The organism is Brevibacterium iodinum ATCC 49514, assembly GCF_900169265.1.
GTDB lineage: Bacteria > Actinomycetota > Actinomycetes > Actinomycetales > Brevibacteriaceae > Brevibacterium > Brevibacterium iodinum.
The window spans coordinates 18,932-43,100 of record NZ_FXYX01000003.1 but is presented as its reverse complement, the minus strand read 5'-3'; the positions used below and the strand labels follow the sequence as shown (position 1 = coordinate 43,100).

The following is a 24,169-nucleotide window of genomic DNA, read 5'->3' as shown; positions in this document are numbered from 1 at the left end:
CCTCCTGCATCTGGGCTGCTGCGGTTCTCGCGGTCGCCCGGCCGATTGGACTAGCTTCAATTTTGAAGTAACTAGTTGAAATCTTAACAGAAGTGGTCGCAAAAGTACTCCCGTCCCGAGTGAAGTGTTTCCTGTGGGCGGATCCGCCGCGATCCTGCTTTCGATTTCGGGATGGATCCACCCGGAGGAGACACGCTGGCTGTCGCTCATCAGGATCCGCATGAAGTCGACTGCGACACTTCCACCTGTGGGCAGCACGGGAGCGAAGCCGTCTGAACACCGGTTCCGCGAGGATCGACTCACACCCACAACCGCACCTACGCCAGAAAACTATCCACAAGAGACATCGCGAACCTCGACACAGGACTTCCGCATGCGGAGTCTTGGCGGCATGTGGCAATCAACGAAACAGAGTGTCGTCTTCAAATCTGTGCCCCTGCCTTTCACCGCCGCCGAAGCAGCCGAGCGGGGCATCTCGGCCTATGCACTGACTGAGCACGATCGCTTCATCCAGATCTTCCGCGGTATCTGGGTCGACACCGAATCACTGACCGACGCGCCGACACCGCAATGGGCCGACCATGAATGGCTCAAGACCTGGATGTATATGACCGGCATTCGCAGACTCCACCCCGCCTTGGCCGCGGACCACCTGACGGCAGCACGCCTGTATGGACTTCCGCTGCCGAGTCAGATCAAAGACAGAAACATCTACGTCGCCACACCTACGCGCGGCCAGCGCATCAAACGCCCCGGCCTCGTCGTCAGCCGACCGACGAGGCTGGCAACCGAATGGATCGATCTCCTGAGACTGCCGCTCGTCACCATTCCTCGCCTCGTCGCCTCACTCACACCGCTGCTCAGCCTCAACGAACTGGTAGCCCTCTGCGATGCCGCGACCGGCAGACAGGCCAGCGGCCCCTACATCACCATCGAACGGTTACTCTCGGACATCGACAATCTTCCCCGAGTTCCACAACGCCGCAAGGCACGAAAGGCGCTCGCTCTCGTTCGACCGACAGTCGAGTCGCCGCAGGAGACCTGGCTGCGCCTCTGGCTGACCGATCACGACTTCCCCGAACCAGTGGTGCACCCCGCCGTCTGCAGCGCGATCGACGGCTGCGTGCTTCACCCCGATCTCGGCTACCCAGAGCTGCGGATCGCGATCGAGTACGAAGGCGACCATCACCGATCGTCGCCTGGGCAGTATGCACAGGACATACGTCGCCGGGAACTGCTCGAGGCCGAAGGGTGGGTGCTTCTGAGGGTGGCGAAGCGCAGCGATATGGACTCGTTCGCCAGACGGCTGAGACACCTCATGGCCGAACGAAAGCTGTCACATTGAGAACAACCGTCTCCTGCGGGTGGATCCAGATCGATATCTCTGCACTTATCACGATGGATCCACCCGCAGGAGACACCGAACCCTCATCGCGAGGGGTACGCGCACCGGAGGAAGATGCGCACAGACAGAAGTTGCGAGAGCCTCAGATCCAGAGGGCCGGGTCCTCGAGGACGAAGTCCGGGCGCTTCGTCGAGGCTTCGGCCCCTTCCTTCGCCGAGGCGGCCCCGTCCTTCTTCTTCGAGCGCACAGTTGCGGGGATGCCCACGGCACTCGAGTCGGCCGGGACGTCCTTGACGACGACCGCGTTGGCTCCGACCGCGGAATTGTCGCCGACGACGACCGGGCCGAGGATCTTCGCGCCGGCCCCGACGAGCACATGGTTGCCGATCGTCGGGTGGCGCTTCGTCTGCGCCATCGACGTGCCGCCGAGCGTGACCTGGTGGTAGAGCATGACGTCGTCGCCGATTTCCGAGGTCTCGCCGATGACGACGCCGTTGGCATGGTCGATGAAGAATCGACGCCCGATCTCCGCTCCCGGATGGATCTCGACCCCGGTCAGCGTCCGCACGAGCTGGGACATCAGTCGAGCCGGTACCTTTCCCGCGTCGTGCTGCCACAGCCGGTGCAGTCCGCGGTGCGCCCAGATGGCGTGCATGCCGGGGTAGGAGACCAGGGAGACGAAATCATTGCGTGCCGCCGGGTCGCGTCGCTTCACGGTCTCAAGGTCTTCTTTGAGCGTCTCGCGCACACCGGGTCGGCTCAGTCCATAGGCTGCCGCACCCACGGCGGCCGCGGCCGTTGCCCACAGTGCCTTCATCGTTGACTCCCTTGCTCATCAGTCTCGGTCTATCTCGTGCAAGTCGGATCCGGTCGAAAGAATTCCCACGCCTCTCTGACGCAGAACTCCTCAGACAGCGAGGGCGCCAAACCGAAGTCTGACGCCCTCACGCTGATCACTCGATGTCAGTCGAGGTATTCGGAGAACAGCGGTGTCGACAGGTAGCGCTCACCGAAGTCGGGGAGGATGACGACGACGCGCTTGCCGGCGTTCTCCGGGCGTGCGGCGACTGCCTCGGCGGCCGCCAGTGCGGCACCAGAGGAGATGCCCACGAGCAGGCCCTCTTCCTTCGCGACCTCACGGGCGCGCTCGATGGCCGCATCGTTGTCGACGGTGGCGACCTCGTCGTAGATCTCGGTGTTGAGCACCTTCGGCACGAAGTTCGCACCGAGTCCCTGGATCGCGTGCGGTCCGGCCTTGCCTTCGGTCAGAAGCGGCGAGGCGGCGGGCTCGACGGCGACGATCTTCACATCCGGGTTGGCCTCGCGCAGGGCGGCGCCTGCGCCGGTGATGGTGCCGCCGGTGCCGATGCCGGCGACGAAGATGTCGACCTTGCCGTCGGTGTCAGCGAGGATCTCGGGGCCGGTGGTGGCCTTGTGGATCTCAGCGTTTGCCTGGTTCTCGAACTGGCGCACGAGAACGGCACCGCCTGCGGCGAGCTCCTCGGCCTTGGCGACAGCGCCCTTCATTCCGTCGGCCTTGTCGGTGAGGACGAGTTCGGCACCGAAGGCGCGCAGCAGAGCGCGACGTTCCTTCGACATCGACTCGGGCATCGTCAGCTTGACCTTGTAGCCGCGGGAGGTGCCGACCATCGCCAGAGCGATGCCGGTGTTGCCGGAGGTGGCTTCGACAATCGTGCCGCCGGGCTGCAGTTCGCCGGACTTCTCGGCTGCGTCGATCATCGCCACACCGATGCGGTCCTTGACGGAGTTGCCCGGGTTGTACGATTCGAGCTTCGCAACGATTTCGGCACCGGAGCGCTCGCTGGCCTTGTTGACGCGGATCAGCGGAGTACGGCCGACCAGATCGGAGACGTTGTTGAAGATGGTCAAAGTAAGTCCTTTCACGCTTCTGTGTGCACCCGCCGTCACAGGCCTCTCACCACTCGGCAGAGCTGTTCCGGCAAGGGTTGAGCGACAGCTTTCATCTCGTGGTCCGAGACGGCTTGCCCTCATCATAACCACGCCGACCCTGAACGTGTTCCCAGATATGTTGCTCAACAATCTGTGTTCGCTGGGGGCGAAACTTTATGACAACACCTATCACATACCCGAGATAGCCGCATATCCATCCACCCACTTGAGCGCGGGATGCGATCAACCGCTGAGCAATCGGTGGACACGATCACCGAGGCGGCCCTCCCCCCGAGATCGCGCCCGAGCGCTGCGATCGGGCGGAGTCTGAGACGGTCTCAGGTGACCGATACGATTGTCCTCATGGCTATTCATCCCATCGTCGTCTACGGCGAGCCCGTTCTGCATCGTCGTGCCGAGAAGATCACCGAGTTCGACGAAGACCTTGCCGAACTCGTCGCAGACATGCACGAGACGCTCGACGCCAGCAACGGTGTCGGACTGGCCGCACCGCAGATCGGTGTCGGCAAGTCCATCTTCGTGTTCAACGCCGACGATGACTATGGTGTGCGTCGTCGCGGCACCTTCGTCAATCCCGTGCTCATTGCCTCGAAGGTTCCCGACACCCGTCCCGATCCCGACGATGAGACCGAAGGATGCCTGTCGGTTCCGAGTCTCGATTTCCCCCTCAAACGTGCCGACAGGGTCACCGTCAACGGCTTCGACGAGAAAGGCGAACCGGTGACCCTGAGCGCTGACGGGTGGTTCGCCCGCATAATGCAGCACGAATACGACCACCTGCAGGGCACCCTCTACGTCGACCGCCTCGACAAGCGGTGGTCGAAGAAGTGGAAGAAGGCCCAGGAGGCTCACGGCTATGATCAGCCGGGCCTGTCCTGGATGCCGGGAGTCGACCCCGATCCCTTCGGTCACTGAGCCGGGAGCGGGCGGGCCGACGAGCTGAGACACGTCGGCGAACCAGGATCGGCCGACCACTGAACCAGGGCCGAACTCAAGCCTCGAGTTCGTCCACGGACTTTTGAGCCGCAGCCAAGCGGGAGTCGAAGTCGTCGAAATCATCGGCAGTCTGGTCGAGTTCGGCGACGAGCCCGGAGATGATCGACGACTGCGAATCCGCATCGATGCGCAGCTCCCTGAACTGCCAATCGGCTGAATCATCAGCTGCGGTGCGAGACAGCACGTCGAGCACCCGATCGCCGAGCTCGCGGGAGCGTTCGGAGTTGTGCAGCAGCATCAGCTGCTGGTCGAGTTCGAGGAGGCGCTCGTAGTATTCGTGCATCGACTCCACGCGGCGGGCCATCGACGAGAATGCGACGGCCAGCTTCGACAGATAGGTCTCCACCGACTTCGCGGTTCCCGCATCGCGGATGCCTTCGATCTCCTCGCGCAGGCTGACGAGTTCCTGCAGCCGCACTCCGATGGAGGCCACAGCATGGTCGAGGTCGACGCGGGACACGTGGTCTTTGAGGATCGGGTGGGTCCACGCGCGGGTGCGCACGATCTTGCGAGCGATTGTGACGGCGAGATGGAACAGACGCTGCTCGTCGGTGTCCCGGCCCTCCTTGCGCCCGGGCAGATAGCCGAGACTGGCCGGAGTCACCCACTGGGCGCCTGAGACCTTGCGCCGGTTCTTGCGGCTCAGTCGCTTCGGATCACGCAGGTATTTGGGGCCGGTGACGGCGGCGAAGATTCCGGTGCCCAAGGCTGTGGCCGCGCCCATCCCGCCGAAGGTCAGTGCCGCATCGGCGAACCCCGAGACCAGCGCCAGTCCCCCAGGGGCTGCGAAACCAGCGGTGACAGCGGTGCCAGCAGCGGTTCCGCCTTTGAACAGGGCACTGGAGCGGAAGAAGTTCCGGCTCATCCCGCCGCTGAGCATCATGGCGCTCGGTGCTCCGGCGGAGTAGCGGTAACCGCGCGCATTCCAGGCCCGCAGCACTGCCTCGTTGACACTCTCGGGCACCAGCACACGATAGATCGGGGCGGACTTACCGCATTCGCTCTTCCACAGCGACTTCCACTCAGACACCGTTTCACCTCCATGCGTGTGGGTCACACACTCGGCCCTGCGGGCCATCTGCTGCGGGGAATGCGAACAGCCACACCCTCCGCTGTGCTTGGAGAACCGATCGGTTCCCTTGGACGCACAGTCTAGAGGGTGTGGCTGGATCAATCCTGAGTCCTGCTCGGCGCTGTCAGGCGCCGGCGTCGACCAGGATCGGAGTCGGACCTGGACTCAGACGCCCAACTTGGCGAGGATGAGGTTCTTGGCCTTTCCGGCATCGGCCTGTCCGCGAGTGGCCTTCATGATCGGGCCCATGAGCGCGCCGATGGCCTGCATCTTTCCGCCCTTGATCTTCTCGACCACATCGGGGTTGGCCGCGATGGCCTCCTCGACGGCGGCTTCGAGTGCACCGGTGTCCTCGACGATTTCGAGGTCGCGGGCCTTCATCACCTCGGCGGGCTCGCCTTCGCCGGCGACGACTCCGGTGAGCACATCCTTGGCCAGCTTGTCGTTGAGCTTGCCCTCGTTGATGAGATCGACGAGTCCTGCCACCTGTGCGGGTGTGACGATCTCGGTGGGGTGCTTGTCCTCCTGGTTGGCCAGGCGGGCGACCTCACCGGTCCACCACTTGCGTGCCGCGGCCGGCTTCGCACCGGCGGTGACGGTGTCCTCGATGGCTTCGAGAAGTCCAGCGTTGACGATGTCGCGCATCTCCAGGTCGGAGAACTTCCATTCCCCGAGGAGGCGGCGGCGCTTCTGCGCCGGCAGCTCGGGCAGGCTCGCCCGCAGCTCCTCGACCCATTCTCGGGACGGCTGCAGCGGGACGAGGTCGGGCTCGGGGAAGTACCGGTAGTCGTCGGCGTCGGACTTCGGACGCCCCGAGGAGGTCTCTCCGGTCTCCTCGTGGAAGTGACGGGTCTCCTGGACGACCTTCTCCCCCGCCTCGAGGAGGGTCGCCTGGCGGGCGATCTCGAAGCGCACTGCGCGTTCGATCGAGCGGAAGGAGTTGACGTTCTTCGTCTCCGTACGGGTGCCCAGCGGTGCCTCGGGATTCTCCCGCAGGGATACGTTGACGTCGGCGCGGACATTGCCCTGTTCCATGCGCGCTTCGGAGACGTCGAGGGCGCGGAAGATGTCCCTCAGGGTCCGCACATAGGCGGCGGCCACCTCGGCGGCCCGCTCCCCCGTCCCGGTGATCGGGTGGGTGACGATCTCCACGAGCGGCACACCGGCACGGTTGTAGTCGACGAGGGAATGGTCGGCGCCCTGGATGCGGCCGGTGGCCCCTCCCACGTGGGTGTTCTTGCCGGCGTCTTCCTCCATGTGAGCTCGCTCGACGGGGACGGTCACGAAGGTGCCGTCTTCGAGCTCGACCTCGACCTGGCCTTCGGCCGCGATGGGCTCATCGGACTGGCTGGTCTGGAAGTCCTTGGGCACGTCCGGGTAGAAGTAGTTCTTGCGGGCGAACCGGCAGGTTTCGGCGATCTCGCAGCCGAGTGCCAGACCGATCTTGATCGCGTACTCCACCCCCTTCTCGTTGACCACGGGCAGGGACCCGGGCAGCCCGAGGGAAGTGGGGGTCACGTTCGTGTTCGGTCCCCCGCCGAAGGTGTTGGGGGCGGCGTCGAACATCTTGGTCGCGGTGCCGAGTTCGACGTGGACCTCGATGCCGATGACCGGATCGTATTTCTTGATCGCGTCTTCGTATTTCACTTGGCGTTCAGTCCTTCCGCGAGAGTGTCGAGCACGCGTCCGCCGTCGGATTCTAGTGCGGCTTCCAGTGGTCCGGCCACCTCGTAGAGCTTGATGTCCTCACGGGCCGGAGCCAGGATCTGGAAGCCGACGGGCAGACCATCGGCCAGGCCAGCGGGCAGGGACAGACCGGGTATGCCGGCGAGGTTCGCCGGGATCGTCGCCACGTCGCCGAGGTAGAGGGACATCGGGTCGGCGGCCTTCTCCGCACCGAACTTCAGTGCGGTCGTCGGGGTCGTCGGGGACACGAGGACGTCGCAGTCGGCGAAGGCCTTCGCGAAGTCGTTCTGGACCAGGGTGCGGATCTTCTGCGCCGAACCGTAGTAGGCGTCGTAGTAGCCGGCCGACAGAGCGTAGGTGCCGAGGATGATGCGGCGCTTGACCTCCGATCCGAAGCCTGCGGCACGAGTGGCCGACATGACGGTCTCGGCGGTGACGGGACCGGATTCCGGTTCGACGCGCAGGCCGTAGCGCATGCCGTCATAGCGGGCGAGGTTCGAAGACACCTCGGAGGGCATGATGAGGTAGTAGGCGTCGAGGGCGTAGGAGATCGACGGGCAGTCGACCTCGACGATCTCGGCTCCGGCAGCGGCAGCGGTTTCCAGCGCTGCCGTGAACGCGGTGCGGACTCCGTCCTGGTATCCTTCACCGGCCAGCTGCTTGATGACACCGAGCTTCTTGCCCTTGAGCTCGCTGGTCTGGGCGGCGCTCAGGAATCCGCCGACCTCATCGGGCAGCGAGGTCGAGTCGAGCGGATCATGTCCGGCCAGCAGCTCGTGCAGGGCTGCGGCGTCGGCGACGTTTCGGCCCATCGGTCCGACCTGGTCGAGGCTCGAGGCCATGGCGATGATGCCGAAGCGCGAGATCGACCCGTAGGTCGGCTTGACGCCGACGGTGCCGGTGAACGCGGCGGGCTGGCGGACGGATCCGCCGGTGTCGGTGCCCACCGACAGCGGGGCCTGGAAACCGGCCAGCGCTGCGGCCGCGCCTCCCGACGATCCTCCGGGCACATGGTCGAGGTTCCACGGGTTGCGCGTGTTGCCGAAGGCCGAGTGCTCCGTCGTCGAGCCCATGGCGAATTCGTCGAGGTTGGTCTTGCCGAGCACCGGCAGTCCTGCGGCCTTGACCTTGTTGTGCACGGTCGATTCGTAGGGCGGAACCCAGTTCTCGAGCATCTTCGACCCGGCGGTCGTACGCGTGCCTTCTGTGACGACGAGGTCTTTCAGCGCCACCGGAACACCGGCGAGGGCGTGCAGGTCCTCACCGGCGGAACGCTTGGCGTCGACGGCCTTCGCGGTCTCCAGAGCGAGTTCGTCGGTGACGGTGATGAAGGAGTTGAAGTCATCCTCGGTGGCGGAGATGCGGTCGAGGTGCGCCTGTGTGACGTCGACGGAGGAGAACTCGCCGGATTTCAGTCCTGCGGCGAGTTCGAGGGCGCTCTTGTTCGTCAGTTCAGTCATCTCATTCCTCTCCGAGGATCTGCGGGACGAGGAACTTGTCGTCCTCGGCGGCCGGGGCCGAGGCCAGTGCCTGTTCGCTGGAGAGCGTCTCGCCCACGACGTCGGGGCGCATGACGTTCGTCAGCGGGATGGGGTGGCTGGTTGCGGGCACATCGTCGCCGGCCACTTCGTTGACCCTGGCGACGTTTCCCAGAATTGTGCTCAGATCACCGGCGAGCGATTTCAGCTCATCGTCGCTCATGGCGATCCGAGACAGTGAAGCCAGATGCTCCACCTGTTCGGGGGTGATTGCGGAAGACTCCGTCATTCCCTGCCTTTCATCGTCGTTTTCACTCGCCCCCAGTCTAGTCTCTCCCCCGGGCCCGCTCCCGCCGTTGCGCTGTGACCTTCCCTCAGGACTACCTGACGGCGGCCCAGCAACCTCGCGCGAGGTTGCTGGGCCGCCGTCAGGTAGTAATTATTAGGCGGGGAAGCGTTCGGGCCAGGTGCGGGTGCCTTGGATGTATCCGGCCATGTCGGCCACGACGCGGTCGGCGTCGGCCTGGGTGAACTCTCCGGCTGAGACTCCGGCCTGGAGGTCGGCGGCGAGATCGGCGATGCGGGTCCGGGCGTCGGCCGCGGTGGCGGCGACGAGGTCCGTGCCGGCTGACAGTCTGCCGGCCGCCTGACTTGTGGTGAAAGCCGATCCGTTCGGTGTGACAGCACCGGACGATCCGGTGTTCGCCGAGGCGGTGCCGGTGAGCGAGGTGCCGACTGCAGAATCGTCGACGATCGTGCCTTCGATGACCTCGTAATCCTCCGTCGAGATGCCGGCGAGCGTGATCGTCGACTCCTCGGTCCGCGCGGTGACCGGGGCGGCCGGAGTGCGCATGGACGTCAGTTCAGGCTGCGCATTGCGTTTGGTGCTGTTCGGTCCCGGCCCCAGCACCAGGTCGGCCAGGCCCGCCGTAACCGGCACTGCGGTCAGGGCCGCGGCGACGACCACGCAGGTACCGGCGAGAACTTTGGGGATCCATCTCATGTCCCACACTCTTCCACTCGAAGCTGTCTCTGAGCTTGGCTGAGTCTGAGCCCCGACTTCGAGTTCGGTCACGAACGAATCACAGCCGCACCATGGAAACTCCAGGACCCGCGAAGTATTCCCTCCGGCAGCGAGGCACCAGGGACCAGGCACGAGGCCCGGGCACATCTCAGTCGAGGCTGCCGGTCTCCAGCAGAACCCTGAACTGGTCCTCGTCGAGGACGGGCACGCCCAGCGACTCCGCCTTCTCCAACTTCGAGCCGGCATTCTCACCGGCGACGACATAATCGGTCTTCTTCGAGACCGATCCCGCCGCCTTGCCGCCGGCACCGAGGATCGCCTCCTTGATGCCATCGCGGGTGAACGAGCTCAGCGAACCGGTCGCCACGATCGTCAGCCCCTCGAGGGTCTGCGCGGCGGCTTCGACCTCGTCGTCTTCCATCCGCACCCCGGCGGCCGCCCAGGTCTCGACTATCTCGACGTGCCAGTCGATCTCGAACCAATCGCGAATGCTCTGGGCGATCGTCGGACCGATGCTCTCGACGGCCGACAGCTCCTCGAGGCTTGCCTCGCGGATGGCCTCAAGGGTGCGGAATTTCGCGGCCAGGGTCCGTGCTGCGGTCGGTCCGACGTGGCGGATCGACAAGGCGACGAGCACGCGCCACAGATCCTGATCCTTCGCTTTCTCCAGCTCGTCGAAGAGCTTCTTCGTGTTCGCGCTCGGGGCGCTCGGCTTCTTCGCGGTTCCCCGGGTGTAGAAATACGGGACAAGCTCTCGCTCACCGGTCTCCACTCCCTTGGACTTCTTGTTCCGCCAGATCTTGACATCGCCCAGATCCTCGGGGGTGAGGTCGAAGAGGAAGGCCTCCGACGTCAGCGGGGGCGTGTCCGGTTCGGCCGGCGCCGTCAGCGCCAGTGCAGCCTCCTCGCCGAGAGCTTCGATGTCGAAGGCGGCGCGGGAGGCCAAGTAGAAGATGCGGTTGGCCAGCTGCGCCGGGCACGATCGAGAATTCGGGCACCGCAGGTCCTTGTCGCCCTCCTTCTGCTCACCGAGCTCGGTCCCGCAGGACGGGCAGTGGGTGGGCATGACGAATTCGTGCTCGGATCCGTCCCGCAGCGCCGCGACCGGGCCGAGCACCTCGGGGATGACGTCGCCGGCCTTGCGCAGGGTGACGGTGTCGCCGATGAGCACGCCCTTGCGTCTGACCTCGTACCCGTTGTGCAGGGTCGCCCGCTCGACGGTCGATCCAGCCACGGTGACCGGTTCCATCACGGCGAATGGGGTCACGCGCCCGGTCCGACCCACCTGCACCTGGATGTCGATGAGCTTCGTCGTGACTTCCTCCGGCGGGTATTTGAAGGCGGTCGCCCACCTCGGTGCGCGAGACGTATAGCCCATCGTCTCCTGCACGGCGATATCGTCGATCTTGATGACGATTCCGTCGATCTCGTGGGTGACATCGTGACGATGTTCGCCGTAGTAGGAGATGAAGTCTTCGATCTCGTCGACGGTGTCGAGGACCTTGAAGTAGTCGCTGATCGGCAGACCCCACGACCGGAACTGCTCGTAGACCTCGGACTGGTGGGCAGGCTCCGGATGCGAATCATCGGCCTTGGTCCACACGGCGATTCCGTGGACGAGCATGTGCAGGGGCCGACGCGCTGTGACAGCCGGGTCCTTCTGCCGCAGCGAACCTGCAGCGGAGTTCCGCGGGTTCGCAAAGGGGGCCTTGCCCTCAGCGACGAGGGAGGCGTTGAGTTCGGCGAAGTCCTCGACGGGGAAGAACACCTCACCGCGGATCTCCACCTCGGCCGGCGGGTGCTCGGTGTCGAGGTGGTGCGGGATATCGGAGATCGTGCGCACATTCGCGGTGATGTCCTCACCGATGCGTCCGTCGCCGCGGGTCGCCGCGCGCACGAGTTCGCCGTTCCGGTAGAGCAGATTGACGGCGAGGCCGTCGATCTTGAGTTCGCACAGGAACTTCGACTTCACCGAGGTGGCCGACCGCACCCGTTCGTACCAGGCTCGCAGTTCCTCATAGTCGAAGACGTTGTCGAGGCTGTACATCGGACCGATGTGTTCGACCGGGTCGAAGGTCGAGGTGTCGACGACGCCGCCGACGGTCTGCGTCGGCGAGGAGTCGGTGACGAGTTCGGGGAACTGCGCCTCGAGGTCTTCGAGACTATGGACGAGTTCGTCGTACTCGGCATCGGAGACGAGCAGGGAGTCCTGATAGTAGGCGGCCCGCAGCTCCTCGATCCTCTCGGTCAGCTGGGCATGTGCCTGAGCGCGAGCGGTCGCGTCGGTGAGGTCGAGGCCCTGCAGCTCGGGTGTGGTCGAATCCGAGGTCTGGTGCTCGGGCGTCGATGAGTCGGCGTTCTCCGGTGTCGTGGTCATTCGATCTCCTCAAGAGCCCGCCGCAGACCGGCGGCGATGGTCATAGTTCCCCGATTGTGCTCGGGCCCGATCCCCTGCTGGTCCTCCAGCAGCGGCGGGTAGGTCAGCGGCAGTTCGGGTCCGGCGATGATCCCGAATTCGCGCAGACTCGTGACCCCCATGCCGATGCGCGACCACGGGGTGCGGATCCGCTCGCACCAGTGATTGACCGCGTCCGATCGCCCCCCGGCCGTTGGCGGCAGGTGGATCCAGGTGCCGAGCCCCGCCTCGGCGAGGGTCGCGAGCTGCTCCCAGCTGTGTGATCTCAGGCTAGCCAACGGCACTGACACGGATCGGGCGCCGGTGCGGCGGACCGCCTCGGCGGCGGGAATCTCCTTGCCCTGCAGATGCAGAGAATCGAGGTCCGGCAGGGCGAGCACGGTGGGTGGGAGGTGGCGCAGCGTGGATTCAAGGGCCGCCCACACCTGGGTTTCGCTGATGGCGGGCAGACTCGCCCACCCGGACACTGTCGGCCAGGTGCCGGTCAGGACCGGGTTCAGGCGGGATTCGACAAGGCGGACGGTCGGCTGCATGCCCAAGCCTGCGATGCGGTCGGTGAAGGCGGCGATGCCGAAGGCGTAGGCCTGGACGACGTCTCGGCGTGCCCCATAATCGCCGAGGACGCGGGCGCCGGAGCTCAGGCTCAGCGCGGTCACGAGCGTCCACGGTCCCGGCAGGCTGATCTGGACCTGCCCGGGCCGGAACCCACCGTATTCGGCGATCGCGTCGAAGGCTTCGATCAATGCCGAGTCCTCGAGCCGTTCGTCTTTGCCCGCCGAGGCGGTCAGCCGCCATCCGTAGGATGTGCGGTCGACGTGGAGTTCGGTGAGCAGGCCGCCGGCTCGACCGATGGCGTCGGCGCCCCATCTGCCCTCGGATTGATGCGCGGTCAGGGGCACCGGCGGAAGCTGGTCGGCGAGGAGATCGAAGCCGGAGGCCGCGGCCTCCCGGACCGGACTTGTCGCGATATAGCTGCGGCGCGGATCGCGGGCTCCGGGCAGCCAGATTCCCGAGGTCGTGGCGGCGGGCAAGACGGACGTCGGGACGTCGGGGACGGCCGGCTCGGTGGGGGTGGAGTCCGGCCGGTCACGGTCGGAGCTTTCGCGGTCGGAAGTTCGGGGTTCAGCCATGCTGGTGGGCTCGGGGGATTCCGAAGACGTCGACATAGAATCCGAACTCGCTTTCCAGGGAATCGATGATGGTTTCGGCGCGGACGAAGCCGTGGGACTCGCCCTTGTACAGACGGTAAATGTACTCCACTCCGGCCAGTTCGAGTGTATCGACGAATTCCTGCGCCTGTGAGGGTGGGACGATCGGGTCGCGGTCGCCTTGCATGACGGCCACGGGCACCGTGATATCGCTGGTCCGGCGAATCGGCGACCGAGTGATGTACTCGTCCTGAGCTGCGGGCCAGGGCCCGACGAGGCCGTCGATGTAGTGGGATTCGAAGTCGTGGGTGTCGACGACGAAGCGCATGAGGTCGGTGACTCCGAAATACGAGGTGCCGCAGGCGAACACGTTCGTCGAGGCCAGGGCGGACAGCACCGTCCACCCGCCCGAGGAGGCTCCGGAGATGGCGATGCGATTCGGATCGGCGAGTCCGGCTGCGACGAGTCCGTTGACAGCGGCGACGGTGTCCTCGACGTCGATGACTCCCCACCCGCCGCGCAGCCGGTCACGCCAGGCACGGCCGAATCCGGTCGACCCGCCGTAGTTGACTTCGAGGACGCCGATGCCCTGGGAGGTGAAGAAGCTCGTGCGGGCCGTCATCTCCGGGGTCGCCTGCCCCGTCGGTCCACCGTGGATCGAGACCACGAAGGGCGGGAGTTCGTCGACGGGAGCTGCGAAGCGAGGGTTGTGGGGCGGGTGGATGACGACGGGCACTCCTCCGAGCTCACCGACCTGCGCGCGGGAGTAGTAGCCCTGGTGGGTGTCGAGGCGTTCGCTGGCGATCTCGGTGAACAGTCCTGTCGCCCGGTCGACGGCATAGAGGACTCCGGGGCGCCTGGTCGACTTCACCGTCAGCAGCAGGTGGGTGCGTCCGAGGTCGAGGAGTTCGATCGTGCCGAAGGTCTCCCCTGTCGTATCGATGGTCTCCCAAGTCGTGTCGGAAGGGGTGAGCGTTTTGTCGGATAGGCTCAGCCGGCGGCGCACGAGTGTTGCGGTGGCCGCCTGAGAATGCGCCCACACTTCATCCCCGTCGTTGAGGTGCCACCGCGTGCCCAGCTGCCAGAGGGCGCCGCCGATCTCCTCGCCGGTGTCGATGACCGGTCGCAGCCGGTCGAATCCGATTCTTTCGGGCGCCGGCGCCTGACGGTCGTCGGTGACCAGGGGACGCGCGGCGACGGGGTCGAAGTCGAGCTCGAATAACGACCAGTGCCCTTGATGGTCTGAGATGACGTGAAGCGAGGAATCGGAGGTGAACTCCGGCTGGAGCAGGGAGATGCCCGGATCGGTCGGGCTCGGCATGCTCGGATCGGACCTGCGCGGGCGTTCGATCCCGTCGCCGCTGAGCACGGCAACCGCAGGCGTGGCCGGCGTGCGCACATCGACCAGCCACAGGGTAGTTCCGTCCCAGGGCATGTTCGGGTGCTCCCAGCCGATGAATGCCAAGGTGCTGCCGTCGGGTGAGAGCCTGGGCCAGGCCATGAAATGAGAGTGTGTCGAAAGCACATTCGTCGTCCCGTGCTTGGTCAGCAGCACGATCGCGCGTTCACGACGGGTGGCCCGGCAGTCCTCGCGCACGCACAGCAATCCCCACGGACTCATGCGCAGATCTCCGTAGCGGATCCGCCCCGAACTATCCGGGGTCAGGGCATGCGGGGCTCGCCCGGGAATGATCTGCCAGACGCGCTGATCTGCGGCGTTGACGAAGTAGATAACCTCGCTGTTCTGGTCGAGAGCCCACGAGGCTCCCCCGTATTCGTGGACGGCGGAGCGGATGTTGAACCCGGTCGGAATGACCTGCTCTCGCTCTCCCGGACGTGACAGTGACGTACGGACGAGGCCGGTGCGGGCCTTCTCGGCGGGAATCTTCGTCGAATAGAAGATCTCGTCTCCGCGGAAGGCGGCATCGAAGATCGGAGCGGCACCGGCAGCCACCTCGGCGGCGCCCAGAGGTGAAGACCAGGTTCCATAAGGTGCCGTGACGACATCTTGGGGACTTTCCTTCATGCCCCCAGAGTATCGCCAGTGGCCGACATCGGCCCCCCAGCCCTCGCCTCGACTTGCGGAAGCGGCTCAGGCTCCGGCGAACTCGGGTGCCGGGGTGATGCGGTCCTTCGCCGTGGAGTCGATGGTGGCCTGGCCGAGCACACGGGTGCCGCGGTAGACCACCATGGTCTGCCCCGGGGCCACTCCGGACAGCTCCTCATCGACGTCGACGTACATGAGCTGCCCGGCCGGACGTGCGGCAGGCACCTCGACCTCGTCGACGATGGGGTTGACTTCATGCTCGGGCGCCTCGGCGACGAACTCGCCGAGCCAGGCACGGGCCGCCACCGGATCGGCGTGGGCACGAATCTGCACTTCGCAGTCGATCCCGGTCTCCGGAGTCGAACCCATGTCCGACGGCGCTGCACCGGCCCACGAGGTGCGGATGCCGGTCAGATGCGAGACCGCGAGGTCGGCGCGCGACCCGACGGTGACGGTGTTCGTCGCCGGGTCGAGGCCGGTGACGAAGCGCGGCTTGCCATCACGAGCGGGCTTCTCGATGCCCAGCCCCTTGCGCTGACCGATCGTGTACGTCATCGCCCCGTCGTGCTCGCCGAGAACCTCACCTTCGGAGTCCTTGATGAGTCCGGGACGCATCGGAATCTTGTCGGCCAGCCACGCCTTCGTGTCCCCGTCGGGGATGAAGCAGATGTCGTAGGAGTCGGGCTTGTTGGCCACGGAGAAACCGCGCTCGGCCGCCTCGGCGCGCACTTCGGCCTTCGACACGGTCGCCCCGATCGGGAAGTAGCAGTGCTCGAGCTGATCGGAGGTGAGCACACCGAGGACGTAGGACTGGTCCTTGGCCAGATCCTCACCGCGGTGCAGTTCGGGCCGGCCCTCGTCGTCACGCAGCACCTCGGCGTAGTGGCCGGTGGCGATGGCGTCGAAGCCGAGCGCCAAGGCCCGGTCGAGGAGGGCTGCGAACTTGATGCGCTCATTGCAGCGCATGCAGGGGTTCGGAGTGCGTCCGGCGGCGTATTCGGCGATGAAGTCATCGACGATGTCTTCTTTGAACCGCTCGGAGAAATCCCAGACGTAGAAAGGGATGTCGAGCATTCCCGCCACGCGGTGGGCGTCGCGGGAGTCTTCGATCGTGCAGCAGCCGCGCGATCCGGTGCGCAGGGTCCCAGGCATTCGGGACAGAGCGAGGTGAACGCCGACGACTTCGTGTCCGGCGTCGACGGCACGGGCGGCTGCGACGGAGGAATCGACTCCGCCGGACATGGCGACGAGTACTCTCATGATGCTCCTTGCATCCATCGGGGTGTTGCCGAAACCATCCCGGCTCGGCGTGCCTGGTCGACGACCTCGGGAACGGCCGCGAGCAGGGCATCGACGTCGGCTTCGGTCGTGTCGTGACCGAGCGTGAAGCGTTGGGTGGTGCGGGCGCTGTCCTCATCCATCCCGCAGGCCAAGAGCACATGGGAGGGACGGGAGACGCCGGCAGAGCAGGCCGATCCCGTCGAGGTGGCCAATCCCCTGGCATCGAGACCGAACAGCAGTGAGTCCCCTTCGCAGCCCGGGAACGTGAAATGGGCGTTGGCCGGCAGGCGGTCCGCTCCGCGCGGGCCCGAGAGCACGGCACCGTCGATGCTCGATTCGATTCCCGCGATGAGGCGGTCGCGCAGCCACGACAGTCGGGCCGCCCGGGACTCAAGGTCTGCAGTGACGAGGTCGACAGCGGCGGCGAAGGCAACGGCACCGGCGACGTCGAGGGTGCCCGAACGCACGCTGCGCTCCTGTCCCCCGCCGTGGAGGATGGGCGTCGGGCTCGCTGCGCGGTCGAGCAGGAGTGCGCCGATGCCGACGGGACCGCCGATCTTGTGCGCGGTGATCGTCATGGCCGTCGCCTTGAGTGCGGCGAAGTCGAGCGGAATCTGTCCGAGTGCCTGCACGGCGTCGATGTGGAAGGGAATGCCGAGTTCGGCGGCGATCTCACCGATCTCGGCGATCGGCTGCAGAGTGCCGATCTCGTTGTTCGCGGCCATCACGCTGATGAGCGCGGTGCGTTCTGGGTCGCGGCGCAGTTCAGCGGTCGCCGCGTCCAAATCGAGACGCCCCGCCGAGTCGACGTCGAGGTACACGGCTTCGGCGCCGAGGCTCTCCAGCCACTCCACGGTCTCGAGGATCGCGGGATGTTCGATCGTCGTCGTCAGCACCCGCGGGCGGGCAGGCTCCGTGAACGTTCCGTTGTTGCGGGCGAGGTAGAGGCCCTTGAGAGCGAAATTGTCGGCCTCGGTGCCTCCGGATGTGAAGATCACCTCCGACGAGGTGGCCGCACCGACCGCGCGGGCAATTCCTTCGCGTGCTTCTTCGATGCGCATCCGTGCCGCCTGTCCGACCGCATGGAGGGCCGAGGGGTTGGCCCGACGGGCCAGCTCCTTCGTGTACACCTCGAGCACCTCGGCGGGCATCGGCGAGGTGGCTGCGTGATCGAGATAGATGGGCACCCTGCCATTTTAGGGCGTGAGCCAGGCTACGGCCAGGATCCGTGCGGCATCTCACCTGCCAAGCGACACATCCGGACGAGTTGCCGGCTGGTATGGCCGACTAAACTGGTCTCCGTGTTCACCGTTTTCACCATCGTCCTCTATGCCGCCACCGGCATCCTGACCCTGTGGTCGATCGTCGAGACCATCCGCAACCGTCCGGCCGGCAAGGCTCTGCTCGGCGGTGCCGCTCTGCTTCTGCTGCTGCTCATCGTGCAGCTGATCGTCTCGATTGCGACCTTCGGCTCCACGCATGATGTCGACCCGCTGCTCTACTTCGGCTACATCATCACAGCGATCATGGTCATGGCGCTGGCCGGGTTCTGGGCGTTTGCGGAACTGAGCCGTTGGGGGCCGGGTGTGCTGGCCGCGGCAGGACTGACGGTGATCGTGATGATCGAGAGATTGGACCAGATTTGGCAGTGACCAGGAGCAATCGGTTCGGCGGGGATTCCGCCGACGATGCGGACTCAGCAGGCAGCGCGAACGCGGCGGACAACCCGGACTCCTCGGCCGCCTCGGCGAGGGGAAAGACGGGACGGTCACCGTTCTCGGCGATGCATACCGGACCGGGACGGGCGCTGACTGCCGTGTACGGGGTCTTCGCGCTCTCGGCCACGGCCCGCGCGGGCTACCAGCTCATCCGCGAATTCGATGTCGCGCCGATCGCGTACTCGCTGTCCGCGCTGGCCGCGGTCATCTACATCCTCGCCACGGTCTGCCTGGTCATCGGCAACCGCGTCTCACACCGGATCGCCGTCGCGGCCTGTGCGATCGAGTTCCTCGGCGTCATCGTCGTCGGCATCCTCAGCCACACCCACCCCGAGGACTTCGCGAAGCCGTCGGTGTGGTCGAACTTCGGCAGCGGATACGGTTATATTCCGCTGCTCCTGCCGCTCATCGGCCTGTGGTGGCTGCTGCGAGTCGGCCGCCGCGCCAGCCACGGCTGACAAATCGCGCGAACCGCGGCTGAGCGCGGTTCACTCCACCTTGGAGGACAGGACGTTCCAGTCGGTGGCGACGGCGGTGAGTTCGTCTCCGGTCTTCATCAGCACATAGGGGTGCGCGGTGTCGACCTTGATGGTGTCGCCCTCTTTATCGTTCGTCTTCACGGCTTCGACGGTGTCGCCGAGGTCGAGTGCGTAGTCCGACGGTGCCTTGATCGTCAGGGTGCACCGCACTTCGCCCATTCCGATCGCGCCGTTCTCGGTGCTCAAGGTCATGTCCTCGAACTTGAGGTCCTCATAGGGCTTGCAGTCGACGTCGACCTTGTCGAAGCCGGAGTCCTTGTCCCGCAGGTCACCCAGGTAGTCACGGAACCCCTTGAATCCGCCTTCCTTGAGTCCCTCGGGACCCCCGGATTTCGCCTTGCCGTCGACGAGGAACGATGAGACGTCACCGGACGCGGTCGTCAGATCCTCGGAGAAGTCCTCCGACCCCGTCTCCACGGCGCCGCGGTCATCGGCCATGAGGGCGGGCATCTGCTCGGTGGGAATATAGGACGCCGAACGCACGAGCGGATCGGTCGACGCCGATTCCCGCGTCACCAGCATCACCTGGGTCAGCTGCTTGTCCCCATCCGTGGACTTCTTGTCCGCGGTCCCGAAGGCGTAGAACCACATCGGGTATTCGGTGAAGTTCGGGCTGCCGGCGACAACCTCGGTGAAGTTCGGTGCGCGCAGCTTCTGCTTCGCCTTGTCCGCGATCTGGATCTGCGCACGGGTGTGGTCGATGAGCGGTGCCGCCTGGATCTTGTCGAGGTCGGAGCCCTTGTCGCCGAGGGTCTTGTCCAGCGATTCCGTGTAGTTCGTCATGAACTTCCCGGCCTCACCGGGGCGCACCGCCGTGCGCTCGTACGGGGTGGTGTCCGGGCTGCTGGGTTTGGCGATCGGCATATTCGCACAGCCGCTGAGCACGAGCCCGGTGCCCAAGACGGAGGCCGTCACTGCGCGGAAGGACCGCCGGTTCCGCAGATCCCGTCGCCGAGGTGGCGCCTGGCCGCCCGTGTCCGGCTGCACTGTCGAGATCGGCTGGGTCGCGGGTCCCGGCTCGCCCTTGGCTGTGCGGTCAGCGGCCGGTCCCCCGCCGTCGCGGCCGGAACCGGTGCCGCCTCCTGGTCCGCTGTCGCTGCTGTCAGGTCCGCTGCCTCCCCCGGGTCCGCTGCCGCTCGGGAGTCCGACGTCCTTCTTCGGCGGGCGGATGCGCGAGGCCCACCAGCGCATGAAGAGGAACACCGAGAATCCGGCGAGCATGATAGTCCCGGCAATGCCGAGCAGGCTGAGTGCGAACACGCCCTTGCCGCGCATCTGGAGACTCACCGTCGTTCCATCAAGACTGTCATCGGAGTTCGCAGGAGCGATGATGAGCACCTGCGGTTCGGCATCGAGGTCGAAGGTCTTCGCGACCGTCTTGCCCGTGTCCGTGCTGATCCACCAGTCGCGATCGGCGATATCGGCGTCCGGCTTCGCGTCGCCGGGAGTGAACCGATGGGTCGCGGAATTCGGGAACGACACATCACTGATCTGCTCCTGCGCCACCCCATCGAGGTAGCTGTCGGCGTCGACCCCGCTGGCGGTGCCGACGAACAGCTCCGTGCCCTTCGAGTTGTTCGCCGTCACGGTCACGCTCGAACCCGAATAGGGCACGATCGCCTCATCGAGGACGACGGCGTAGGCACCGTCCTTGACCTTGAAGGTCGGAGTCTCGGTGATCTCGTCGGTGCCGACGACCGAGAGCGCAGAGATGACCAGTCCGGCGAGCGTGAGTGCCGCTGCGCCGAAGAGGATGGCGGTGATGAGTCGGATTCGCTGGATCAGAACAGTGCCCTCATGAGTGCGGTCCGAGCCTTGGTCACGGCTGGGTCGTCGGAGCCGAGGACCTCGAAGAGATCGAGGACCCGCAGGCGTAGGGATTCCTTCTCATCACCCGCGGTGGTGCGGATGAGAGAGATGAGTCGGTTGAAGGCGCTGCCGGCATTGCCGCTGACCACTTCGGCGTCGGCCGCGGCCTTCGCGGCCTCGACGTTCTTGGGGTCCGCATCGGCGGCGGCGATGAGACCGGTCGGTTCCTGGTCGATGAGGCGGCGGCCCAGGCCCGCACGGGCGAGACCGAACTTCGCCTCCTCATCGGCGGGAGAGTTCGCCAGCGCGGCTTTGAACAGTTTCTCGGCGGTGTCGAAGTCGCCCTTGGCGAGTGCCTCTTCGGCCTCCGGGTGGGCGGGGCCGGCCGGTTCGGGCTCGGCTCCCCCGACGGCCGCATGCCCGGTCACACCGTTCTCACCGGCGAGCTTGAGCAGCTCGTCGAAGTACGCCTGGACCTGAGGTTCGGGCAGAGCGCTCTGGAACAGCGGCACGGGCTGACCCTTGATGAGGGCGACGACCGTGGGGATCGACTGAACACCGAAGGCCTGCTGCAGACGCGGGTTCGCATCGACGTCGACCTTGGCCAGGACCAGACGTCCCCCGTACGCGGTGACGACGCGTTCGAGGATCGGCGAGAGCTGTTTGCAGGGTTCGCACCATTCGGCCCACAGGTCGATGACGACGGGCACGCGGTCGGAGAGCGCCACCAGGCTGGTGAACGTCGATTCGTCGACGTCGAAGACCAGTCCCGGAACGGCGACCGCATCCGGGTCCCCACCGGCCTGGTCACCGGCAGCACCGTTAGCACCGGCTCCCGCACCGGCGGCGTGACCGGCCTGACCGCCCTGCTCGGCGGGCATGTTCTTGCTGCGCACCGCCGACAGGTCGAGTCCCTGGTTTGGCTGCGTGCTCTCCTGCGAGGGATCCATTGACACGTGGTCTCCTTTGTGACGCGGTCGGTGGGCTCGGCGCAAGCCGTGACGCACCTGGTCCATGCTTATCCAACAGAACGTATCAACACCGGTGCGCCCACGGCTATTTCCTCAGCCGTCAGGGAAGGAACACCACGGTGCCGACCCTTCCGCCTCAGCCTGCTTCGGCTCCGGCGAGAGTCTCGAGACCGCCGATGAGCTTGACCTTGCCGTCCTTGGGGACGAGGAAGGTGAGCACCTGGGTGGTCTTCGTCGTCACCGGCTCCTTGGTCGTCGCGGAGCCGACGAGTTCCTTCTGCGGCGACGACAGCGACAGGGTGCCGGTGCGACCCTCCTTCGACTCGGGGCTGATCGTCGATTCGGCATCGATGACTCCGGTGACGATGGCGGCGTCGCCGGCGGTGCCCTGGGCAACGAGTTCTTTGCCCGGAGTGTACTTGTAGTCGACTTCGGCCTTGCCTTCTTCGGCGCTGGCCTTCTGGTCCTTCTGGTTCTTCCAGATGGACTTCGAGAAGTCATCGGACTCGAACTTCTTCGCCTCCTTCGAGTCCGCTCCGCTGCCGAGGGCCTTCGCGTAGTCGGCGACGGCCTTCTCCGGAGTGGTGACGAAGTCCTTGGATCCGGGTTCGAGCATCTTCGCGCCCTGACGTGAGTCGGGCAGTTCGGGCAGCTTCGTGCCGGCCGTCAGCTGGGTCTGCGACCACAGTTTGTAGTTGCTGCGCGGATCCTCCTGGGTCAGCACGAGCAGCTGCGAATTCCCACCGGCGGAGGTGATCAGGCTGGTCACGCGCGGCCAGGCATCGGTGGCCGAGGTGTAGTTGGCGACGATCTCTTCGCTGGCCACCTCCGGCGCCATCTTCTGGTCTTCGACGTCGTCTTTCACCTTGTACAGGTCTTCACGCTGCTTGAGCGCGGGACCGGCGGCGCGTTCGGCCAGTGCCTTCTTTTCGGTCTTCTTGTCCGCGGCTTTGACGTCGGCGGCCACGGAGTCGAGGATCCGCTTGGCCTGGTCATCGGTGACACCCGCGGCCGCGGAGCTCGGAGCCTCGGAGGGCTCGGGCTTCGGCAGCTCTTCGGGACCACAGGCACTGAGTGCGAGCACAGGGACGACGGCGAAGGCGGTGCCGTATTCGGCGAGCTTGCGGCGGCGCTCCTGGCGCGCCTTGCGGCGGTTCGCTTCCTTCTTCGAATTGTTCGCACCGAGGAAGAGGAGGACGACGCCGACGACGAAGAGGACACCGCCGATGATCATCAGCGGGAGCGCCCAGGGAGTCTCGGCATGGTTGGGCCAGGTGAGGGTCACGGATTTGACCGCTCCGGCTTCGCCGTCACCGGCGACGAGGAATCCGGTGCGGTTGGCCTCGTCGTTCCACTCCAGCTCAACCGAATCGGTGCCGGTGACTTCCGACTGCCACAGATCGGCCCCGGCGGGGTTGGGAACCTTGCCCTCACCATCGGTCGCCTTCGTCGTGAGCTTGCCGCCTTCGGCGAGTCCGGTGACGCGGTCATAGGCGGACTGTCCCGCCCAGGCTTCGACGTTCTCGATCGGGGCTTGGGCGATCGTGAGGTCGCCGCTGCCTTTGACCGTGAGTGTGGTCGGGGTTTCGTAGAGGTTGAGCATTCCGGGGTCGACGATGACTGCCGGTTTGTCGGCATCGATCTGTGCGGTGGCAGTGATCGTATCCTCCGGAGCCCACAGGGTCTTCTGCAGGATGCCGAGGCCACCGACGACGACACCCACCACCATGAGAATCACAGCGAATGTGTAACGCACGAGCGAACCTTCCCTCAGCCGAGCAAAAATGGCACCCCAGTTCGGGGACTCTTCAAGTTTAAGTCACATACCGGACATCGACTCTGTGCGCACGCTCAGTGTGTGTCGACGTTCACACGCCCAACTCTCCCCCGGGCCGTTCCCGACCAGTCCGACGTTCCCCCTCGCCCAGACCTCCACCCTCGCCGAGGCGGCCGTGACCCGGCCGCCGAGGGGCTCCGATTGCACCCCGGGATGTCCCGTTCCCTGCTGTCTGCCCTAAGCTGGGCGGGTGAGCAACAACAGAATTGTGTGGATCGACTGCGAAATGACCGGCCTCGACGAGGTGCGGGACGAACTCATCGAGGTGGCTGCGATCGTCACCGACTTCGAGCTCAACCCCCTCGACGACGGAATCGACATCGTCATCAAGCCCTCGGCGGATGCACGGGCGAACATGAACGAATTCGTCACGAACATGCACACCACCTCGGGCCTGATCACTGAGCTCGACGCGGGCACCACCGTCACCGAGGCGCAGACCCGGGTCCTCGAATACGTGAAGAAGCATGTCCCCGAGGCCGGCAAGGCACCGCTGGGAGGGAACTCGGTCGGCACCGACAAGGTGTTCCTCACCAAGCAGATGCCCGAACTCGTCGAGTACCTGCACTACCGGATCATCGATGTCTCCTCGATCAAGGAACTGTCCAAGCAGTGGTTCCCGCGCGCCTACTTCCAGGCACCGGCCAAGCACGGTGGCCACCGTGCACTCGGAGACATCATCGACTCGATCATCGAGCTCCAGTACTACCGGAAGGCCGTGTTCTCCGCCGAGGGTCCGAGTTCCGATGAGGCGAAGTCGATCGCCGCCGAGGTGGCCGAGAACTACCCGAAGCAGACCGACGAGAGCTGACCGCCGCCTTCCCGGGCGATTGTGAGCACAGCGATCGTGAGCAGAGCCCGGTTCCGCAG

The 24,169-nt window shown here is 65.6% G+C and carries 20 protein-coding genes; 5 read left to right on the top strand and 15 right to left on the bottom strand.

Features of this window, described 5'->3' with window-relative positions:
• Positions 1 to 391 precede the first annotated feature (391 nt).
• Positions 392 to 1,345 carry an endonuclease domain-containing protein gene (locus BI49514_RS04000; RefSeq protein WP_101544490.1) on the top strand — a complete coding sequence of 318 codons (954 nt, stop codon included), beginning with the start codon at positions 392 to 394 and terminating at the stop codon, positions 1,343 to 1,345.
• A gap of 142 nt (positions 1,346 to 1,487) precedes the next feature.
• On the opposite strand, the gene epsC is transcribed toward BI49514_RS04000, so the two are convergent.
• Both epsC and cysK read right to left on the bottom strand, forming a co-directional pair.
• Positions 1,488 to 2,162, bottom strand: a complete 675-nt coding sequence (epsC, locus tag BI49514_RS03995; protein ID WP_101544488.1) for a serine O-acetyltransferase EpsC — start codon at positions 2,160 to 2,162, stop codon at positions 1,488 to 1,490.
• 146 nt (positions 2,163 to 2,308) lie between these two features.
• Positions 2,309 to 3,235, bottom strand: a complete 927-nt coding sequence (gene cysK, locus BI49514_RS03990; RefSeq protein ID WP_101544486.1) for a cysteine synthase A — start codon at positions 3,233 to 3,235, stop codon at positions 2,309 to 2,311.
• 384 nt (positions 3,236 to 3,619) lie between these two features.
• Here cysK and def point away from each other — a divergent pair, with 384 nt between their 5' ends.
• Positions 3,620 to 4,192, top strand: coding sequence for a peptide deformylase (gene def, locus BI49514_RS03985; protein WP_208634987.1), 573 nt, complete (start codon positions 3,620 to 3,622; stop codon positions 4,190 to 4,192).
• Between the two features lie 76 nt (positions 4,193 to 4,268).
• On the opposite strand, the gene BI49514_RS03980 is transcribed toward def, so the two are convergent.
• The 10 genes from BI49514_RS03980 to BI49514_RS03935 all read right to left on the bottom strand — a co-directional run bounded on the left by BI49514_RS03980 (position 4,269) and on the right by BI49514_RS03935 (position 17,612).
• The gene (locus tag BI49514_RS03980) at positions 4,269 to 5,303 is read right to left on the bottom strand and encodes a hypothetical protein (RefSeq protein WP_244195157.1); all 1,035 of its coding nucleotides are present in this window, start codon (positions 5,301 to 5,303) and stop codon (positions 4,269 to 4,271) included.
• A 207-nt stretch (positions 5,304 to 5,510) separates the two neighbouring features.
• A complete protein-coding gene (gatB, locus tag BI49514_RS03975; protein ID WP_101544483.1) occupies positions 5,511 to 6,992 on the bottom strand; it encodes an Asp-tRNA(Asn)/Glu-tRNA(Gln) amidotransferase subunit GatB in 1,482 nt (493 codons plus the stop codon).
• Positions 6,989 to 8,491, bottom strand: a complete 1,503-nt coding sequence (gene gatA, locus BI49514_RS03970; protein ID WP_101544481.1) for an Asp-tRNA(Asn)/Glu-tRNA(Gln) amidotransferase subunit GatA — start codon at positions 8,489 to 8,491, stop codon at positions 6,989 to 6,991. The genes gatB and gatA overlap by 4 nt, the downstream gene beginning before the upstream one ends.
• Before the next feature lies 1 nt (position 8,492).
• Positions 8,493 to 8,798: an Asp-tRNA(Asn)/Glu-tRNA(Gln) amidotransferase subunit GatC gene (gene gatC / locus BI49514_RS03965; protein WP_101544479.1), complete on the bottom strand. Its 306-nt coding sequence runs from the start codon at positions 8,796 to 8,798 to the stop codon at positions 8,493 to 8,495.
• Positions 8,799 to 8,951: 153 nt separating this feature from the next.
• On the bottom strand, positions 8,952 to 9,512 hold the full coding sequence (locus BI49514_RS03960; protein WP_101544477.1) for a hypothetical protein: 561 nt from the start codon (positions 9,510 to 9,512) through the stop codon (positions 8,952 to 8,954).
• A gap of 169 nt (positions 9,513 to 9,681) precedes the next feature.
• On the bottom strand, positions 9,682 to 11,910 hold the full coding sequence (gene ligA / locus BI49514_RS03955; protein WP_101544476.1) for an NAD-dependent DNA ligase LigA: 2,229 nt from the start codon (positions 11,908 to 11,910) through the stop codon (positions 9,682 to 9,684).
• Complete coding sequence (locus tag BI49514_RS03950; RefSeq protein ID WP_244195158.1) at positions 11,907 to 13,079, bottom strand: uroporphyrinogen decarboxylase/cobalamine-independent methonine synthase family protein; 1,173 nt, start codon at positions 13,077 to 13,079, stop codon at positions 11,907 to 11,909. Before BI49514_RS03950 ends, ligA begins: the two co-directional genes overlap by 4 nt.
• Entirely contained in the window at positions 13,072 to 15,123 is a 2,052-nt protein-coding gene (locus tag BI49514_RS03945) for a S9 family peptidase (protein WP_101544474.1), read from the bottom strand. Before BI49514_RS03945 ends, BI49514_RS03950 begins: the two co-directional genes overlap by 8 nt.
• 66 nt (positions 15,124 to 15,189) lie before the next feature.
• The gene (gene mnmA, locus BI49514_RS03940) at positions 15,190 to 16,404 is read right to left on the bottom strand and encodes a tRNA 2-thiouridine(34) synthase MnmA (protein ID WP_101544473.1); all 1,215 of its coding nucleotides are present in this window, start codon (positions 16,402 to 16,404) and stop codon (positions 15,190 to 15,192) included.
• Complete coding sequence (locus tag BI49514_RS03935) at positions 16,401 to 17,612, bottom strand: cysteine desulfurase family protein (RefSeq protein WP_101544471.1); 1,212 nt, start codon at positions 17,610 to 17,612, stop codon at positions 16,401 to 16,403. The genes mnmA and BI49514_RS03935 overlap by 4 nt, the downstream gene beginning before the upstream one ends.
• Positions 17,613 to 17,726: 114 nt before the next feature.
• Between BI49514_RS03935 and BI49514_RS03930 the strand changes: the two genes are divergently transcribed.
• Both BI49514_RS03930 and BI49514_RS03925 read left to right on the top strand, forming a co-directional pair.
• Entirely contained in the window at positions 17,727 to 18,077 is a 351-nt protein-coding gene (locus BI49514_RS03930; protein WP_101544469.1) for a hypothetical protein, read from the top strand.
• Between the two features lie 131 nt (positions 18,078 to 18,208).
• Positions 18,209 to 18,601, top strand: a complete 393-nt coding sequence (locus tag BI49514_RS03925; RefSeq protein WP_101544670.1) for a hypothetical protein — start codon at positions 18,209 to 18,211, stop codon at positions 18,599 to 18,601.
• A 30-nt stretch (positions 18,602 to 18,631) separates the two neighbouring features.
• On the opposite strand, the gene BI49514_RS03920 is transcribed toward BI49514_RS03925, so the two are convergent.
• From BI49514_RS03920 to BI49514_RS03910, 3 genes are all read right to left on the bottom strand, one after another.
• Positions 18,632 to 20,296 carry a hypothetical protein gene (locus BI49514_RS03920; RefSeq protein WP_244195159.1) on the bottom strand — a complete coding sequence of 555 codons (1,665 nt, stop codon included), beginning with the start codon at positions 20,294 to 20,296 and terminating at the stop codon, positions 18,632 to 18,634.
• 167 nt (positions 20,297 to 20,463) lie between these two features.
• A complete protein-coding gene (locus tag BI49514_RS03915; protein ID WP_101544465.1) occupies positions 20,464 to 21,441 on the bottom strand; it encodes a tetratricopeptide repeat protein in 978 nt (325 codons plus the stop codon).
• Between the two features lie 157 nt (positions 21,442 to 21,598).
• Complete coding sequence (locus BI49514_RS03910; RefSeq protein WP_101544463.1) at positions 21,599 to 23,218, bottom strand: hypothetical protein; 1,620 nt, start codon at positions 23,216 to 23,218, stop codon at positions 21,599 to 21,601.
• A gap of 307 nt (positions 23,219 to 23,525) precedes the next feature.
• On the opposite strand from BI49514_RS03910, the gene orn reads away from it, so the two are divergent.
• The gene (gene orn, locus BI49514_RS03905) at positions 23,526 to 24,110 is read left to right on the top strand and encodes an oligoribonuclease (RefSeq protein ID WP_101544461.1); all 585 of its coding nucleotides are present in this window, start codon (positions 23,526 to 23,528) and stop codon (positions 24,108 to 24,110) included.
• The last annotated feature ends 59 nt before the right edge of the window (positions 24,111 to 24,169 follow it).